The 16,503-nt window shown below is 72.6% G+C and carries 12 protein-coding genes; 3 read left to right on the forward strand and 9 right to left on the reverse strand.

The features are described 5' to 3' along the window. Window positions 1-2,317: 2,317 nt before the first annotated feature. From AC5L38_RS09510 to AC5L38_RS09520, 3 genes are all read right to left on the reverse strand, one after another. Window positions 2,318-2,719 (reverse strand): hypothetical protein, encoded by a 402-nt coding sequence (locus AC5L38_RS09510; RefSeq protein WP_495242372.1) that lies wholly within the window; start codon window positions 2,717-2,719, stop codon window positions 2,318-2,320. Window positions 2,720-2,890: 171 nt separating this feature from the next. Next, window positions 2,891-4,318 carry a diaminopimelate decarboxylase gene (gene lysA / locus AC5L38_RS09515; RefSeq protein ID WP_495242373.1) on the reverse strand — a complete coding sequence of 476 codons (1,428 nt, stop codon included), beginning with the start codon at window positions 4,316-4,318 and terminating at the stop codon, window positions 2,891-2,893. Window positions 4,319-4,617: 299 nt separating this feature from the next. Beyond that, complete coding sequence (locus AC5L38_RS09520; RefSeq protein WP_495242374.1) at window positions 4,618-5,895, reverse strand: aspartate aminotransferase type Ic; 1,278 nt, start codon at window positions 5,893-5,895, stop codon at window positions 4,618-4,620. 285 nt (window positions 5,896-6,180) lie between these two features. On the opposite strand from AC5L38_RS09520, the gene AC5L38_RS09525 reads away from it, so the two are divergent. Further along, window positions 6,181-7,065, forward strand: coding sequence for a DUF4429 domain-containing protein (locus AC5L38_RS09525; protein ID WP_495242375.1), 885 nt, complete (start codon window positions 6,181-6,183; stop codon window positions 7,063-7,065). Window positions 7,066-7,120: 55 nt separating this feature from the next. On the opposite strand, the gene AC5L38_RS09530 is transcribed toward AC5L38_RS09525, so the two are convergent. From AC5L38_RS09530 to AC5L38_RS09550, 5 genes are all read right to left on the reverse strand, one after another. After that, window positions 7,121-7,843 carry an HNH endonuclease family protein gene (locus AC5L38_RS09530; RefSeq protein WP_495242376.1) on the reverse strand — a complete coding sequence of 241 codons (723 nt, stop codon included), beginning with the start codon at window positions 7,841-7,843 and terminating at the stop codon, window positions 7,121-7,123. Window positions 7,844-7,966: 123 nt separating this feature from the next. Continuing rightward, window positions 7,967-8,635, reverse strand: coding sequence for a response regulator (locus AC5L38_RS09535; protein WP_495242377.1), 669 nt, complete (start codon window positions 8,633-8,635; stop codon window positions 7,967-7,969). Then, window positions 8,632-11,358, reverse strand: a complete 2,727-nt coding sequence (locus AC5L38_RS09540) for a sensor histidine kinase (protein WP_495242378.1) — start codon at window positions 11,356-11,358, stop codon at window positions 8,632-8,634. The genes AC5L38_RS09535 and AC5L38_RS09540 overlap by 4 nt, the downstream gene beginning before the upstream one ends. Before the next feature lie 231 nt (window positions 11,359-11,589). Beyond that, window positions 11,590-12,555 carry a magnesium transporter CorA family protein gene (locus AC5L38_RS09545; protein WP_495242379.1) on the reverse strand — a complete coding sequence of 322 codons (966 nt, stop codon included), beginning with the start codon at window positions 12,553-12,555 and terminating at the stop codon, window positions 11,590-11,592. A gap of 171 nt (window positions 12,556-12,726) precedes the next feature. Beyond that, on the reverse strand, window positions 12,727-13,842 hold the full coding sequence (locus tag AC5L38_RS09550; RefSeq protein WP_495242380.1) for an FAD-dependent oxidoreductase: 1,116 nt from the start codon (window positions 13,840-13,842) through the stop codon (window positions 12,727-12,729). Between the two features lie 114 nt (window positions 13,843-13,956). On the opposite strand from AC5L38_RS09550, the gene AC5L38_RS09555 reads away from it, so the two are divergent. Continuing rightward, complete coding sequence (locus AC5L38_RS09555) at window positions 13,957-14,439, forward strand: hypothetical protein (protein ID WP_495242381.1); 483 nt, start codon at window positions 13,957-13,959, stop codon at window positions 14,437-14,439. 8 nt (window positions 14,440-14,447) lie between these two features. On the opposite strand, the gene AC5L38_RS09560 is transcribed toward AC5L38_RS09555, so the two are convergent. Continuing rightward, entirely contained in the window at window positions 14,448-15,707 is a 1,260-nt protein-coding gene (locus AC5L38_RS09560) for a benzoate/H(+) symporter BenE family transporter (RefSeq protein ID WP_495242382.1), read from the reverse strand. Window positions 15,708-15,886: 179 nt separating this feature from the next. Between AC5L38_RS09560 and AC5L38_RS09565 the strand changes: the two genes are divergently transcribed. Beyond that, entirely contained in the window at window positions 15,887-16,483 is a 597-nt protein-coding gene (locus tag AC5L38_RS09565; RefSeq protein WP_495242383.1) for a helix-turn-helix domain-containing protein, read from the forward strand. The last annotated feature ends 20 nt before the right edge of the window (window positions 16,484-16,503 follow it).

The raw sequence follows: 16,503 nt of genomic DNA on the forward strand, positions 1-16,503 counted from the left end.
ACGACGGTGACCGTTCTCGGCGGCGTATGCCCGGCGGGCACGCTCGCCATCGCCGGAGAGTGGACCGGCAGCGCCCCGGGTGTCGACGTGACGGCCTCCGAGTCGGTGGTCGGCAACCGATGGAGCGTCACATTCGCCAACGGCGGAGCGCTCTCGCCCACCGTGACGGTCTCCAGCTCGTGTATCGGACCCGCGTAAGGGTGGTGTTCTCAACGTGGGGCTCGGTCCAGCCCTACGTGCGAGAACTCGCAAAGGCAACGTGAGTGGTTCGGTGGCTCGCGTTGCCGGAGCGGTCGAGGCATGATCCGGAGGGGTTTCGCGTGGTCTCACTCCGGCTCACCGAAAGACCGCTCAGGCAGCCGTGGATCCGGCCGACCACGACAGCGTGAGAAGCAGTGGCGAGCGTTGGATCCGTAGCGAAGAATCAACGGCGAAAACCGCACATAACCTATCGCGGATCACGATCGGTGAATCCCACCAAAGCTCTCGCGACGCCCGAGAAGCCTAAATTCCGACCATTGCCACAGGGGAGCAGATCCCTGGAGCACACGGTTTTGGAGTTCGACAACCTGGACACATCCCCACCGTTGACGAATCCCTTTAAACCTCGTTAACGGAGGTTGCGCTTTGCCATGTCGATCATCGGGTAACTCCTGCTTGCCGCCACCGTCGCGGTTCAAGCAATCCGATTCCCTGGAATCACAAAAGACATGGAATGCGATGACTTCTAGCGGTAGAAGACGGGCTCAAATTATTAATTCCGGCAAACGTGCTCGAAGCTGGTCCGTAGCGACAACAGCAATCGGTGCCGTCCTGGCGCTTTCCTGCCAGCCGGCGGCCAACGCCGTAACCGACACCACCGGCGTCATTTCCCTCGACGCACGGGACACCGGCGGTAAGACCGTTCCGGTTCGGATGGTGACCGGCCCACAGGACGACGCGCGTACGTCCCTGATGAGACCTCTCAGGCGGGGAGACTGCAAGTGCCAGGGGAAACACTGCGCGTGTGATCGTGACCGTCCCGGCAAGCACAACCGTGCCGGTGGGAAGAGCAGGGAAAACCGCGAGAGTGGAAGGAAAACGCCGAACCTCGGACTGTCGGCGGAGTCCGCGGACCCGGCGAGCACGGCCAACGCGGCTAACGCAGCCAACGCAGCCAACGCAGCCAACGCAGCCAACGCAGCCAACGCAGCCAACGCAGCCGACCCGACCAGGACGAGCCTTCCGGACGGCCCACTCGAACTGGTGGGACCGGCGGGCCCCGAAGGACCGGCAGGACCGGCGGGCGCCATGGGAGTGGCGGGTCCGGCCGGACCGACGGGAGCGACGGGGGCGAAGGGTGACACCGGCGCCCCCGGCGCACCGGGAGCGCCGGGTCCCGCGGGCGCGCTGGGCCCCATGGGCGCCACAGGTGCCACGGGCCCGGCCGGTCCGATCGGACCGATCGGACCGATCGGACCGGCGGGAGCCGACGGGCTCACAGGACCGATGGGGCCGGAAGGGCCTGCGGGAGCCGTCGGCCCCGAAGGACCGGCAGGCCCGATCGGACCGGAGGGACCGGCGGGACCAGCCGGTCCCGCGGGAACCACCGGTGCTCCCGGCCCCGCGGGCGCGGACGGCGCGGCGGGACCCGTCGGTCCCGCGGGCGAACCGGGCGCCACCGGACCGGTGGGACCGACCGGCGCCACGGGAGCCGCGGGCGCGCCTGGCGCGCCCGGTCCGGCGGGGCCCGTAGGACCCGCGGGCCCCGCGGCGCCGACGTCCGCCGTGTCCGTGGCGTACCTGCTTCTCGAACCGATCACCGCGTCGGTCCGGGGCGACGGGACGGCACGGATCCGCGACCCGCGAACGAGTCCACGCTGGCACGACCTTTCGACGGTCCCCGGCCATCCCATCGACGCGGTGGACGTCGCGGCGACGGTCCTTCAGGACGGCGCCCTTCCGTATCTTCACCTCACGGTTCAGAGCTCGGCCGGCCAGGTCTCCTGGACGAAGTGCCTCCTCGGCCGCCCGGCTCCGGTAACAGGGGGCTTCTACGCTCCGGGAACGCCTCTCGGGCCTCCCGCGTACCCCGCCAACTGCGACAAGTTCACCAGCGAGACACCGCCGGTCTAAACTCCCGCGGAGCCTGACCGGACAGCCCGGACAGCCCGGACAGCCCGGACAGCCCGGACAGCCCGGACAGCCCGGACAGCCCGGACAGCCCGGACAGCAGAGAATGCCGTGCTCGGCGCCAGCCGGGCACGGCAGGGGAACCCGTCCGGAGAACGTCCACGGATCATCCGGATCACACAGCCCTTGGACCGTGTGGTGCGCGTCAGTTCCGGACGAGGACCAGCCGCGAGGGGTCCTCTCCGGCCAGCGTGACACGGAGCCTGCGCCTGGCGGCGACCGCCCGGTACGCGGCGGCGCACGCGTTCGCGCCCAGCGCGACGACGACGAGCAGGCCGAGGCGAAGCAGGTCCGGCCTGCCGAAGGTGAGCTCCCCGACACCGTTGACCAGGAATCCGGTACCGAAGAACCACGCCATGACGGCCGTCGCCAGCGCGACCCCGGCGCGGACGCCGCAGACGGAGTAGGCGCACACGGCGATCGCCACGATCAGCACGCGGCCGGTGACCTCCGCCGGGGTGAGGAGCAGCGAGGCGGTCGCGACCGCGGCGACGACGGTGACGAACCCTCCGGCGAGCGAGAATCCCACCGGTTCGGCGCCGAACACCGCGACCACCCCTTTCGCGAAACCGATATCTGTTGCGAAGCAGACATTTGCCGAGGGCAGATCTCCGCCCCTCCATGAAACCCCCGGAAACGCCCGCGGGCCAATGTCGATATGTTTTCTTCACCCTTTCCCTACGCTCATTTGCGTCGTTCCCCACCCACCGCAGGCCTTCTACAGGCCCACGTCCCGGCGCAGCAGGTCCTGTTCCATCTCCCTGCGGACGAGCAGCCTCGCCCGGCCGTCGCGCACGGCGACGACCGGGGGCCGGCCCATGAGGTTGTAGGTCGAGGCCATCGAGTGGTGGTAGGCCCCGGTGGCCGCCAGTGCGATGAGGTCGCCCGGACGCAGGTCGGCGGGGAGCGGCACGTCCTCCGCGATCGTGTCGCCCGTCTCGCAGTGGTGCCCGACGACCGTGAACGAGCGCGGCCCCTCGCGGGAGACGCGCCCGGCGAGCCGTACGGTGTAGCGCGCCCCGTACAGGGCGGGGCGGGGGTTGTCGCTCATCCCGCCGTCGACGGCGACGAACGTCCGCGAGCCCCCGCGCTTGATCGCGACGACACGGTAGAGCGTGGTCCCGGCGGCGCCGGCGATCGCCCGGCCCGGTTCCACGATGAGCCGGGGCACCGGCAGGCCGACCCCGGCGGCCCGTTCCATGATCGCGGTGACGACCGCGTCCGCGAAGCGTTCCGCACTGAGCCCCTCCACGCCCGGCAGGTAGGCGATGCCGTGCCCGCCGCCCAGGTCGAGCTCGGGCAGGGTCACGCCGTGGGTGTCGCGGATCCGGGCCATCTCGCCGACCAGGATCCGGGCCGCCCGCTCGTACGGCTCGACGTCGTCGATCTGCGAGCCCAGGTGGCAGTGCAGCCCGGCCAGTTCCAGCCGGGGCTGGTGCAGGACCCTGGCCACGGCGTCGCCCGCGGCGCCGCTCACGATGGACAGGCCGAACTTCTGGTCCTCGCCCGCGGTACGGATCTTGGGGTGGGCGCCCGCCTCGATGTCGGGCGTCACCCGGACCAGCACCTTCTGGCGCCGGTCGATCGGGACGAGCGCGGCGAGCCTGTTGATCTCGCCGATGTTGTCCACCACGATCCTGCCGACGCCCTCGTCCACCGCCCTGCGCAGCTCGGCCGGGGTCTTCGCGTTGCCGTGCATGATGATCCGCCTCGCGGGGAACCCGACGGACCTGGCGACCGCCAGCTCGCCCGCCGAGCAGACGTCGAGGCTCATCCCCTCGGCCCGCATCCAGTCGGCCATCGCGCGGCAGAGGAACGCCTTGGCCGCGTACGCGATCTCGGCACCCGGGAGCGCGGCACGGTAGGCACGGCAGCGCAGCCGCACGTCCGTCTCGTCGATCACGTAGCTGGGGGTGCCGAACCGGTGGGCGATCTCGGTGAGGGACACCCCGCCGATCGTGACCTCTCCCGCGGCCGTGACGCGCGTGGTCGCCGACCACGGGGCGCCGGCGACCTCGCCGGACGCGGTCGCCGCCCGCCCGGGGAGAGCCGCCCGCGTGGGGAGACCGGTAGCGGGGGCCGGGCCCCCCGGAGCCCGGCGGACGGGTAGCGGCGACGGGGTTCCACTCGCGTGCGAGACGCCCATGCTTCCTCCTGCTTTCGCGGCCCGGCCGGATGGCCGGACACAGGGGACGCTAGGTCGGCGAAGGGCTGATCGGACGGTTCCGGACGCGACCCTGACGCGCCGCCGCCCTACCCTGACACCTCCTTGACGACCGGACACGAAGCGTAAGGACCGCGACGCGGAGCGTCCCCCCGGCGCGGGGAACCGGCCGGAGGGACGCTCGGGGCCTTCGACGACGGTCCGGCGGGCGCCCGGTGAACACCCCGGCGGACCCCGGCCGACATCGGCGGGCGCCTGCCGAAAACTCCGGCGGGACGTGCCTAGCGGGCACTCTCCAGGAGCTTCTCGGTGGCGACGAGGCGCACGCAGGTGGCGAGGCCGGAGATGGCCGTCTCCAGCTCGTCGAGCTCGGGGTAGGTGGGGGCGATGCGGATGGTGCTGTCGCGGGGATCCGTCGCGTACGGGTGGGTGGCGCCCGCGGGAGTGAGGGCGATGCCCGCCTCACCGGCCCGCCTCACCACCTCGCGCGCGCAGCCCTCCAGCACGTCGAGGCTGACGAAGTAGCCGCCCTCGGGGCTGGACCAGGCCGCCAGGCCACTGCCGCCCAGCTCCTTCGTGAGGATCGTCTCGACCGCGTCGAACTTCGGCCGGAGCAGCTCCCGGTGGCGGCGCATGTGCTCGGCCAGGCCGTTCGCGTCCCGGAGGAACTCCACGTGGCGGAGGTGGTTGATCTTGTCGGGGCCGATGGTGCGCTTGGCGGTGTGCCCGAGCAGCCAGGCCACGTTGGCCGGGGACGACCCGAAGAAGGAGACGCCGGAACCGGCGAAGGTGATCTTCGAGGTGGAACCGAAGACGAAGACGCGGTCGGGGTGGCCGTTCTCGGCGCACAGCGCCAGCACGTCGGCGATCTCCGCGGGCGTGTCGGTCAGGTGGTGCACGGCGTAGGCGTTGTCCCAGAAGATCCGGAAGTCGGGGGCCGCGGCCGGCATGGCGGCCAGGCGCCGCACCGTCTCGTCGCCGTAGGAGACACCGCCGGGGTTGCTGTACTTGGGCACGCACCAGATGCCCTTGACCTGGGGGTCGTCGAGCACGAGACGCTCCACGACGTCCATGTCCGGCCCCTCTGCGTTCATCGGCACGGGAATCAGCTCGATGCCGAACCGCTCGCACAGGGCGAAGTGGCGGTCGTACCCGGGCACCGGGCACAGGAACGCGATCCGCGGCTCGTCGGCCCAGCGGCGCTCGGCGCCGGGCAGCGTCCCGAGCAGGGCGTGGACGATCGTGTCGTGCATCAGCGAGAGGCTGGAGTTGTCCGCGGCGACGAGCTGCGCGGCGGGCACCTGCAGCGGGCCGCTGAAGATCTCCCTGAGCTCGGCCAGCCCCTGGAGCCCGCCGTAGTTGCGGCAGTCGGTGCCGTCCGCGGCGGTGTGCCCGCCGGGCAGGTCCAGCAGCGCCTCGGAGAGGTCGAGCTGCCGCGCCGACGGCTTGCCCCGCGTCAGGTCGAGGGACAGGCCGCGCCGGACGAGCGCGTCGTAGTCACGCTGGGCGTCGTCCCGCCGGGCGGTCAGCTCGTCGATGGTCAGGGCCGGAGAGGTCACGGGAGTTCCTTCGCCTGCTGGTGATCGGCTCCGGAGGCGGTCGGCGACCGGCTGGGAAGACGGTTGTGGAGCGGCTCCGAAGGTGGCCTGGTCAATTTCGAAGAATAGAAGACCGCTCCGCCCGATCGGAAGCCGGACCGTCCGCGCCGCGCCGCCCCGGACGATTCGCCGTCGAACGTCCAGCTTCCGTCACGCCCGTCGCGCCCGTCGCGCCCGTCCGATCGACCGGACGATTCGCCGCCCGATCGCGCGCGTCACGCGACCCGCTCACCTTACGATCACCGTATGGCGGAGGTCATGGTACGTGACGGAACCTGGACATTCGACGGCGAGCTCCTGCGGATCGTGCCCGGTCGCGACCGGAGCGTGAAGAAACTGCGGCAGCTGCTGGGCGAGGTGCGGGTGCCGCTGGAGGCGGTGGCGGGCATCTTCTACGAGCCCGCGAAGAAGGGCGGCAGGCTGCGGCTGCGGCTGCGCGAGGGCGCCGACCCGTTCAACCAGGCGGCGCTCGGGCGGATCGCCGACGCCGCCGACCCCTACCAGCTGGTCGTGGACGCCGACCGCACCGGCGCCGCCGAGTACTTCGTCGACGAGGTGCGCAACGCGCTGGTGATCGAGCAGGTGCCGGACGGCCCCTCGGAGCGCTATCTCATGCCGGGCCCCGCCCTGCCCGTGGTGGTCCCCGCGGGCGACGGCACCGCGACGTTCGACGGCGAGTCGGTCCGCCTCGAATGGAACTGGGCCACCGAGGAGGCCAAGAGGTCGGCCGGTCCCCAGCGGCTCGCGCTGAAGGACCTCAAGGGCGTGGAGTGGTTCCCGACCGCGGGCCTGGAGAGCGGCTATCTCCGCTTCCACGTGACGGGCGCGACCTCGCACAAGCTCGCTCCCAAGCACGACCCGAGCTGCCTGGTCCTGTGGGGCTTCGACAAGGAGACCCGCACGACGGCGCTGCTCGTCGCCGCGATCCTCGCCAGGCTGCCGCACCCCTCGGACGCCCGCCTGCCCCCCGCCGACCCCCCGGCGATCGAGGCGGCCGCGGCACCCGCCGGCGGCGACGACCCGGACTCGCTCCTGCGCCGCCTGCGCGAGCTCGGTGACCTGCACAGGGACGGCATCCTCACCGACGAGGAGTTCACCACCGCCAAGCAGGCCCTGCTCCGCCGCTTCTGAGCGACACCCGCTTCCGGAAGACCCCCGCCTTCGAGCGGTCGCGCGCGTGCGGGGGTCACCGGCACTGGGCGAGCATGACCCTCTTGTCGGCGCGGGTGACCGGCAGGTCGTACTTCAGGGCCACCTGGGCGAAGCGGACGACGTAGGCACAGCGGACCTTGCGCACGGGAGGGAGCCAGGACGCCGGTCCCGAGCCGCCCTTGGCCTCGTTGGCGTCGCCGTACACCGGGAGGAGGTTGAGCGGGTCGTTGGCGATGCGCTTCCGCTTGGACGGCGGCCAGCGGGAGGCCCCCATCCGCCACTCGTAGGACAGCGGGACCACGTGGTCGACCTGGACCTCGTCGGAGCGCTGCTTGGTCCAGCGGACGACCCGGCCGGTGTAGGGGTCGCGCAGCTTCATGGACACGACCACGCAGTCGGATCCGCGGCGGTAGCGCACGTCCTCGCCGTCGCGGGCCAGCAGGTCGTCGCGGGTACCGCAGCCGTTGCGCGCGTACGGCACCCCCCTGGCGGTGTCGGCCCAGTTCTCGCCGAACCTGGCCCGGGTGTAGCCGGCCTTGGAGCCCATCGGCCCGACCCGGAGCCTCCCGATCAGCCTGACGGCGGTGCCCCGGTCCCCGGCCGACCTGACGGGTGCCAGGCCGGGGCCCACGCCGTCCGGGTTGTCCAGCGGCGCGACCCGGGCCGGTGCGGCCCTCGCCCGTGTGTCGTCGTGCGTCGACAGTGAGAAGAGCACCGCGGCGCCGAGCATCACGGTGACCACCCCCCGCGTGCTCACCCATGCCTCCAGAAGGTCTACAGGCTCGTGCTTGACCGATTCCCGGTAGTCCCGTGGTTGACACGGGGGTGTCCGCTGGTTGAGACCGTACCGGGAGGCGGCCGGTCAGGGGGTGGAAGCCGGTCAGGGCTGGAAGCGGTAGCCCATGCCCGGCTCGGTGAGCAGGTGGACCGGGTGGGCGGGGTCGCGCTCCAGTTTCTTGCGCATCTGGGCCATGTACTGGCGGAGGTAGTTGGTCTCCTTGCCGTAGGCGGCGCCCCAGACGTCGTTCAGCAGGCGGCGCTGGGTGATCAGCTTGCCGGGGTTGCGGACCAGGATCTCCAGCAGGCGCCACTCGGTGGGGGTGAGCCGCACGCCGCCGGAGACGGTCTTGCCCGCCAAGTCCACCTCGTGCTCGCCGATCACGAACCGGGCCGGTTCCTCCTCGGTGACCGAGGCGCGGCGTGACACCGCGCGGATCCTGGCGAGCAGCTCGTCGACGCCGAACGGCTTGATGACGTAGTCGTCCGCGCCCGCGTCCAGGGCCTCCACCTTGTCGCGGCCCTCGGCCCTGCCGGACAGCACGATGATCGGGACGGTCGTCCAGCCGCGCAGCCCGTGGATGACGTCCACCCCGTCCATGTCGGGCAGGCCGAGGTCGAGCACGACCAGGTCGGGATGCCGGTCGGCGGCCTGCCGCAGGGCGGCGGCGCCGTCGGGGGCCACGGCCACCTCGTACCCCCGGGCGGCCAGGTTGATCCGTAGCGCCCGCAGGAGCTGGGGTTCGTCGTCGACGACGAGGATGCGCGTCACGGGTCCTCCACGGGTGCGAGCGCGGCCCGGTGCCGCGGGAAGACGGGCAGGGTCAGGACCATGGTGAGGCCTCCGCCCGGTGTGTCGTCCGGCAGGAGGGTGCCGCCCATGGCCTCGGCCAGCCCCCGGGAGAGCGCGAGGCCGAGACCGACGCCGGTGGCGTTGTCGCGGTCGCCGAGCCGCTGGAAGGGCATGAAGACCCGGTCGCGGGACTCCTCGGGGATACCCGGCCCCCGGTCGACGACCCTGATCTCCACGTGGCCGCCGCCGCCGTTGCCGTCGCCGTCGCCCTCGTCGGCGCCGTCACCGTCCACGCTCGCGCCGACCAGCACGGCGACGCCCGGCGGGCTGTAACGGACGGCGTTGGAGACGAGGTTGACCAGTACGCGTTCGAGCAGCGCCGGGTCGGCGGCGATCTCGGGGAGGTCCTCGGGCAGGCGGTTCAGCACCCGGTCGTACGGCGGTCCCAGCTCGTCGACGACCCGGGGGACGATGTCCTCGAGCGCCGTCGGCTGGAGCGTCAGCCCGAGCACCCCCGCCTGCAGGCGGCTCATGTCGAGCAGGTTGGCGACCAGCCTGTCCAGCTTGATCAGGGACTCGTCGGCCGTGGCGAGCAACTCCGCCCTGTCCTCCGGCGACCAGTCGACGTCGGTGGCGCGCAGGCCCTCCACGGCGGCCCTGGCCGAGGCGAGCGGGGTGCGCAGGTCGTGGCTGACCGCGGCGAGCAGCGCGGTGCGCATCCTGTCGGCCTCGGCGAGCGGGCGCAGCCGCCCCGCCTGCTCGGCGAGACGCTGGTGGCGCAGCGCCACCGCCGCCTCGGCGGCGAACGCCTCCAGCACCCTGCGGCCGGACGTGCCGGGCAGCCATCCGCGTACGGCCAGCACCAGGTCGTCGTCGACGACCACGTCGGTGCCGGCGACGCCGGGACGGGTGGACGGCTCCCCGCCCCCGGTCGCCACGATCCGCCAGCCGTCGGAGCCGTCAGAGCCACCGGAGCCGCCCGAGCCGCCCGAGCCGCTCAGAACGTCCGAGCCGTCCGAACCGTCCGAGTGCTCCGAACCGTCCGGGTGCCCCGGGCCGTCCGGGTGCCCCGGGCCGTCCGGGTGCCCCGGGCCGGACAGGCCGGGGGAGCCGGGCGGCCCGTCGGGACGGCGTTCCAGCAGGGTGACGGAGGCCAGCCCGAAGATCTCCCTGAGCCGGGAGAGCAGGGACGGCAGCGCCGCCTCGCCCCGGAGCACGTACCCGGCGAGGGTCGCCAGCACCTCGGCCTCCGCGCCCGCGAGGGCGGCCTCCCTGGCTCGGCGGGCCGCCAGGTCGACGACCGCGCTCACCATGATCGCGACCAGCACGTAGACGACCAGGGCGAGCAGGTTCTCCGGTCGCGTCACGGCCAGCGAGTGGAAGGGCGGCGTGAAGTACCAGTTGAGGAGGGCGAACCCGGCCACCGCGGCGGTGATCGCGGGCCACATGCCACCGGCCAGCGCGACGCAGACCACCATCAGCAGGAACAGCAGTATCACGCTCGGCAGCGTCGCGTGGTCGAAGCCCAGGAGGGCGGCGGTGAGCAGGGGGAGCCCCAGCAGCGCCGTCCCCCAGCCTGCGAGCCTGCGGGAGCGGGTGAGCGCGGCGCGCGACGGGCCACGGCCGCCGGACCTCCCCATCTCCTCGTGGGTGATCATGTGAACGTCGACGGTCCCCGAGGACGCGGCCGTGGTCACGCCGACCCCGCGGAAGAGTCTTCGCGCGAGCCGCCCGCGCCGGGAGACCCCCAGCACCAGCTGCGTGGCGTTCACCCGCCGGGAGAACTCGAGCAGCGCCCGCGGCACGTCGTCGCCCACCACCTGGTGGTAGCCGCCCCCCAGGCTCTCCACCAGCGCGCGCTGCCGGGCCAGGCGCGCCGGATCGGCGTTCGCCGGCCCGTCGGCCATCGTCACGTGCACCGCCAGCAGATCCGCCCGCGGGGACCGGGCCGCGATCCGGGCCGCCCGGCGCACCAGGGTCTCCCCCTCCGGGCCCCCCGCCAGCGCCACCACCACCCGCTCCCGGGTCTCCCACACCCCGGCGGCGCGGTGGTTGCCGAGCCGGTCGCCGACCTCGCCCGCCATCCACAGCAGCGACAGCTCGCGCAGGGCCGTCAGGTTGCCCGGCCGGAAGTACTTCGACAGCGCCGCGTCCGCCCTCTCCGGCGTGTACACGTCGCCGCGCGCCACCCGGCCGCGCAACGCCTCCGGGGCCATGTCGACCAGCTCCACCTGCGCGGCCCGCCGTATCACCTCGTCGGGGACCGTCTCGCGCTGGACCACCCCGGTGATCTCCTCGACCGCGTCGCGGAGCGACTCCAGGTGCTGGACGTTGACGGTGGAGACCACGTCGATCCCGGCCAGCAGGATCTCCTCCACGTCCTGCCAGCGCCTGGCGTTGCGCGAGCCCGGCACGTTGGTGTGGGCCAGCTCGTCGATGAGAACGACCTCCGGCCTCCTGGCGACGACGGCGTCCACGTCCAGCTCGCCGAACACGGCCCCGCGGTGCTCGAGCGCCGCCCGGGGGAGGACCTCCATCCCCTCCAGCAGCCTCTCGACGCGCTCCCGCCCGTGCGTCTCCACCAGCCCGACGACCACGTCGGTGCCGCGCTCCACGCTGCGGCGCCCCTCGGCCAGCATCGCGAAGGTCTTGCCCACCCCGGGGGCCGCCCCCAGGTAGACGCGCAGCCGTCCGCGTGCCATGCAGCTCGTCCCTCACCGATCGCCGATCCCTGCCGGACGCCGGGCCGGGCCCGGCCGTTCTCCCCTGAGGCCAGGCTACGGCGGGCGGCCTCCCGGCCGATCAGGTGACCCGGTGAGCGGCGCGGGACGGTCGGGAGTGGCCCGGTGGGCGGGGTGGGACGGCCCACGTGGCCCGGTGGGCGGCGGAGGACGGCGCAGTCGGCCCGGGAGCGGCGCGGGACGGCGGCCGGGTCAGAGCCAGTTGCGCTTGTTGAACGCCCGGTAGAGCAGGACGGTGCCCACGATGATCAGGATCGTGGACGTCCAGAACCCGATCGACTGGTCGAAACCGGGATAGGGCACGTTCTGCCCGTAGAAACCGGTGATCATCGTGGGCACCGCGATGATGGCCGCCCAGCTGGTGATCTTCTTCATGATGTCGTTGAGCCGGAACCCCTGCTGGTTCATGTGGGCCTCGCGGACGTTGCTCACCAGGTCCTGCAGGGACTCGCTCCACTCCGCGGTGCGCATGGTGTGGTCGTGGATGTCCTGGTAGTACGGGACCAGCTTGGGATCCAGGACGTCCTCCCTGCGCAGCAGGCTGCCCACGACCTCACGGGTCGGCACCGCCAGCCGCCGGAAGCGCACCAGCTTCTTGTGCATCTCGAAGGTCCGCCGCTGGATGTGCGGCATGTCCCCGGGGTTGTCCTGGAAGAGGTCGTCCTCCAGCTCCTCGACCCGGTCGTCCACCCCCTGCAGCACGTCGAAGTAGCCGTCCACGATGTAGTCGAGCAGCCCGTGCAGCAGGTACGGCACCCCGAACCTGACCATGGCGGAGTTGGCGTCCCAGCGCCTGATCACCTCGTCGATGTCGAAATCGGGGTTCTCCCGCACGGTGACCAGGGCGTTCCTGGTCGCGAAGATCGAGACCTCGATGAAGTCGATCCCCTTGTCCACCAGGTTCGCCGCGTAGGTGGTGATGAACAGGTGACTGTCGTAGGTGTCGAGCTTGGGGCGCTGGTGGCTGTGGAGCGCGTCCTCGACGGCCAGGGGGTGCAGGCCCAGCTCTTCGCTGATCTTCGCCAGGTCCGACTGCGTGGGCGAACAGAGATCGAACCAGACGACGACGGACTCGTCCTCCACGTACTCGGAGATGTCGTCGATGGGAAAGCCCTCGGCCTCCAGGACGCCGTTGCGATACAGGCGGGTGCGGTCCATGGGCGTCAACCCTAGACCCGCCGCGACGGGCCCGGAATCTCCGGGAGATCCACATTTCCGCGCCAGCGGCACCGCCCGCCGACGCCGCCCTCCGACACCGCCCGCCGATACCTTCCGCGGGCACCCCGCCTCGCCGACGCCCCCCCCCCGCCCGTGCCGGCCGTGATCCCCCTACGCCGCCGTGGAGGGGACCGGCTTCCCGGAACCGGCGGGCGCGGCGAGGAGGCCGAGGATGTGCCGTACGGCGGTGCGGCCCGCGCGGTTGGCGCCGACGGTGCTGGCGGAGGGACCGTAGCCGACCAGGTGGACCCGGGGGTCGAGGACGGCCCGGGTGTCCTCGACCCGGATGCCGCCACCGGGCTCGCGCAGGCGCAGCGGGGCCAGGTGGCCGATGACGGGCCGGAAGCCGGTCGCCCAGAGGATCACGTCCGCCCCGACCAGCCGGGCGGGCCCGCCCGGCCCGGCGTCCCAGGCCACGCCCTCGGGGGTGATCCTGTCGAACATCGGCAGCCGGTCGAGGACCCCCGTCGCCATGGCCGCCTCCACCTGGGGGGTCACCGGATATCCGGTGACCCCGATCACGCTGCCCGGCGCGAGCCCCGCCCGGACACGGGCGTCGACCCTGGCGACGGCCTCGCGGCCGAGGTTCTCGTCGAAGGGCCCCGTCTTGAAGGCGGGAGGGCGCCGGGTGACCCAGGTGGTCGTGGCGACCTCCGCGATCTCCATCAGGAGCTGGATCGCCGAGGCCCCGGCGCCGACCACCACCACGCGCAGTCCCGCGAACTCCTCGCGGCTCACGTAGTCGGCGGTGTGGAGCTGGCGCCCCCGGAACGTCTCCTGGCCCGGGTAACGCGGCCAGAACGGGCGGTCCCAGGTGCCGGTGGCGTTGACCAGCGCGCGGGCCGACCAGTCGCCGGCCCCGGTCTCCACCAGCAGCCGTCCTCCCGTGCCCTCCCGTACGGCCCGCACCTCGACCGGGCGCCGTACCGGCAGATCGAAGGCCCGCTCGTAGGCGGCGAAGTACTCGGAGACGACCTCGGCCGAGGGCCGGGTCGTGTCGGCGGCGCCCAGCGGCAGCCCCGGCAGGTCGTGCACGTGGTGGGTGGCGCCGAGGGTGAGGGAGGGCCAGCGGTACTGCCACGCGCCGCCGGGCCTGGGGGAGCGGTCGAGCACCGTGAAGTCCAGCCCGGCCCGGCGCAGGAAGTAGGCGCTGGAGAGCCCCGCCTGCCCCGCGCCGATGACGACGACGTCGATGTCCGTGGGGTCTCGCGGCGGCTCGTTCTTCACATTCCCCGGCAACCATGGGGATCCGATGAATAATCCCGCGCGCCCGGGGCAGCAGTGGCTGTCACAGCAGCCAAAGCCTGAGGTGGTAGCCACATGATAGTGCTGGGACTTCTCTTGATCGTACTCGCGGGTGCGACCGTGATCGCGGTCTCCTGGGACGAGACCGCGGCATCGACCACCACCGCTTCGTTCACCGTGTTCGACCGCCTGTTCCAGTTCACCCAGCTGGAACTCTTCTTCGCGGGCGTGGCCACCGGAGCGGTCTTCCTGCTCGGCCTGGGGATGATGTTCTCCGGTATGCGGCGCTCGGCCGCGAAGCGTCGCAGCCTTCGCGCCTCGCGGACGGAGGCGCGCGACCGCGTCACCCGTCTGGAGGAGGAGAAGCGGGAGCTGGAGCGCAAGCTCGAATCGACTCCCGCGACTCCCGCGCCCGCCACGGCCACGAGCACGACCACGGCCCCCGTGGTCGACCGTGACCGCGACGGCGTCGACGACCGCGTCGAGGACACCGCGCCCCACCCCCGGGTCGACGTGCCCCGTCAGTCCTCCACCGACCAGCTGGTGGCCGGTCGCCACGGCCGCTCGGACCACCGCTAGTCACGTAGTCACGCTCTCTCGCAGCCGGTGCGCCCCTCAGGGCGCACCGGCTGAGGCGTCTCCGGGCCTTTCTCGTACGCGTCCGGATCCGCCGGGGCCTCGCCGGCCGGGGTTTCACGGGATTTCCCACGGTGGTGCAGCAGGGTCATGAGCCCGCCCGCGACGAGTCCCCAGAAGGCGGCGCCCACGCCCAGGAGCGTCAGTCCCGACGCGGTGACCACGAAGGTGACGGCCGCGGCCTCCCTCGCCTCGGGATCGGCGACGGCGGAGGCGATGGCCGAGACGAGCGCGCCGAGCAGGGCGAGACCGGCGACGGCCTCGACGAGCAGCGGCGGGGAGAGCAGCACGAGCGCGGTGGCCAGCCCGGAGCCGACCCCAAGGACGATCATCGCAACGCCCGAGGAGACCGAGGCGATCCATCGGCGGGCCGGATCGGGGTCGGCGTCGGGCCCGGCGGACAGCGCGGCGCTGATCGCCGCCAGGTTCACCGCGTGGCCGCCCAGCGGGGCACCCAGCGTGCTCGCCAGGCCGGTGGAGACGAGGATCCCGCGCAGCGGGGGACGGTAGCCGTACCCGGCCAGGACCGCCATGCCCGGCACGTTCTGCGAGGCCATGGTGACCAGGAACAGCGGGAGCGCGACGCTGACCATCGCCTGCGCGCTCCAGGACGGGACCGTCACCTCCAGCACCGGCCGCACGTCCACCGCGCCCAGCCCGGGACCGGTCAGCACGATGGCCGCGACGGCGACGAGGAGGGCCACCGGGATCGCCCACTTGCGGGCGAACCTGCTCAGCAGCGCCCAGGTGAGCACGACGGGACCCGCCGTCAGCGGTATCTCGGCGAGTGCCCTGACCGGCGCGACGCACAGGTCGAGCAGGACCCCGGCGAGCATGGCGCCGGCGATCGACGTGGGGATGGCCGCGATCCACCGGCCCAGGGCGGGGAAGAGACCGGCGGCGGTGAGGAGGAGTCCGGAGACGACGAACGCCCCGACCGCGACGGGAAAACCGCCCTCCACGGCGCCGGTCGCGACCAGCAGCGCCGCCCCCGGGGTGGACCAGGCGCCGACGATCGGGACACGCTGCCGCAGCCCCAGCCAGACGGCCACCGCGCCGCTGGCCACGCTGAGGACGAGCAGCCCCGACGCCGCCTGCCGCTGGTCGGCGCCCACCGCCCGCAGCCCCGCCAGGACCACGGCGAAGGAGCTGGCGAAACCGACCACCGCGGCCACCACTCCGGCCAGCACGGGTTGCAGCAGACGTGTCATTTCCGTTCCTCACGCGTTGACGGCGACATCGGCGCGTCGTGACGAGGACGCTCGAACCCGGTGACCTCCCCGCGTTCCCTCGCTCCTCTTCGCTTCTCGGCCCGGTCACCGGCGCGTCCTCCGGGGGGAGCGCCAGCCGTTCCGTAAACGGAACGGCTCTCGTGCTGCACCATAGCCTCATGGACTCCGGAGCACAAAGCCCCAGGCCCGCCGCGGACGGCGGCGGCGCGCTCGACATCGGGCGGCGGATTCGCGGGTTGCGCGAGGAGCGCGGCATCTCCCTGTCCGCCCTCGCCCGCGGCGCAGGCGTCGGCAAGGCCACGCTCTCCGGCCTGGAGAACGGCACCCGCAACCCCACCCTGGAGACCCTCTGGGCGATCACCGCCGAACTCGGCGTCCCCCTGGCGATGGCCGTCGGCACCCCGCCTCCGGTGGACGCGGGCGGGAGCGGGCGGACCGAGGGGGTGCCCGTCGTCCACGGGACGGCCGTCGAGGGGAGCCTGCTCCAGGTCTTCGAGGACGAGGGGGTCACGTACGAGCTCTACCGGATGGTGATCCGGGCGGGGACGACACAGGTCTCGCCCGCCCACCACGAGGGGGTCACCGAGCACGTGACCGTCTTCGCCGGGACGCTCAGCGCCGGACCGGCCGGGGCTCCCCTGCGGGCCGGTCCCGGCGAGCACGTCTCCTGGCGGTCGGACGTCCCGCACACGTACACCGTCCTCGGTGACCAGGACGTCCATGCGAGCCTGCTCATCCGCTACCCGCGCCGCTGATCCCGGCGATCCCCGGGACC

This window comes from Streptosporangium nanhuense, from assembly GCF_059358815.1.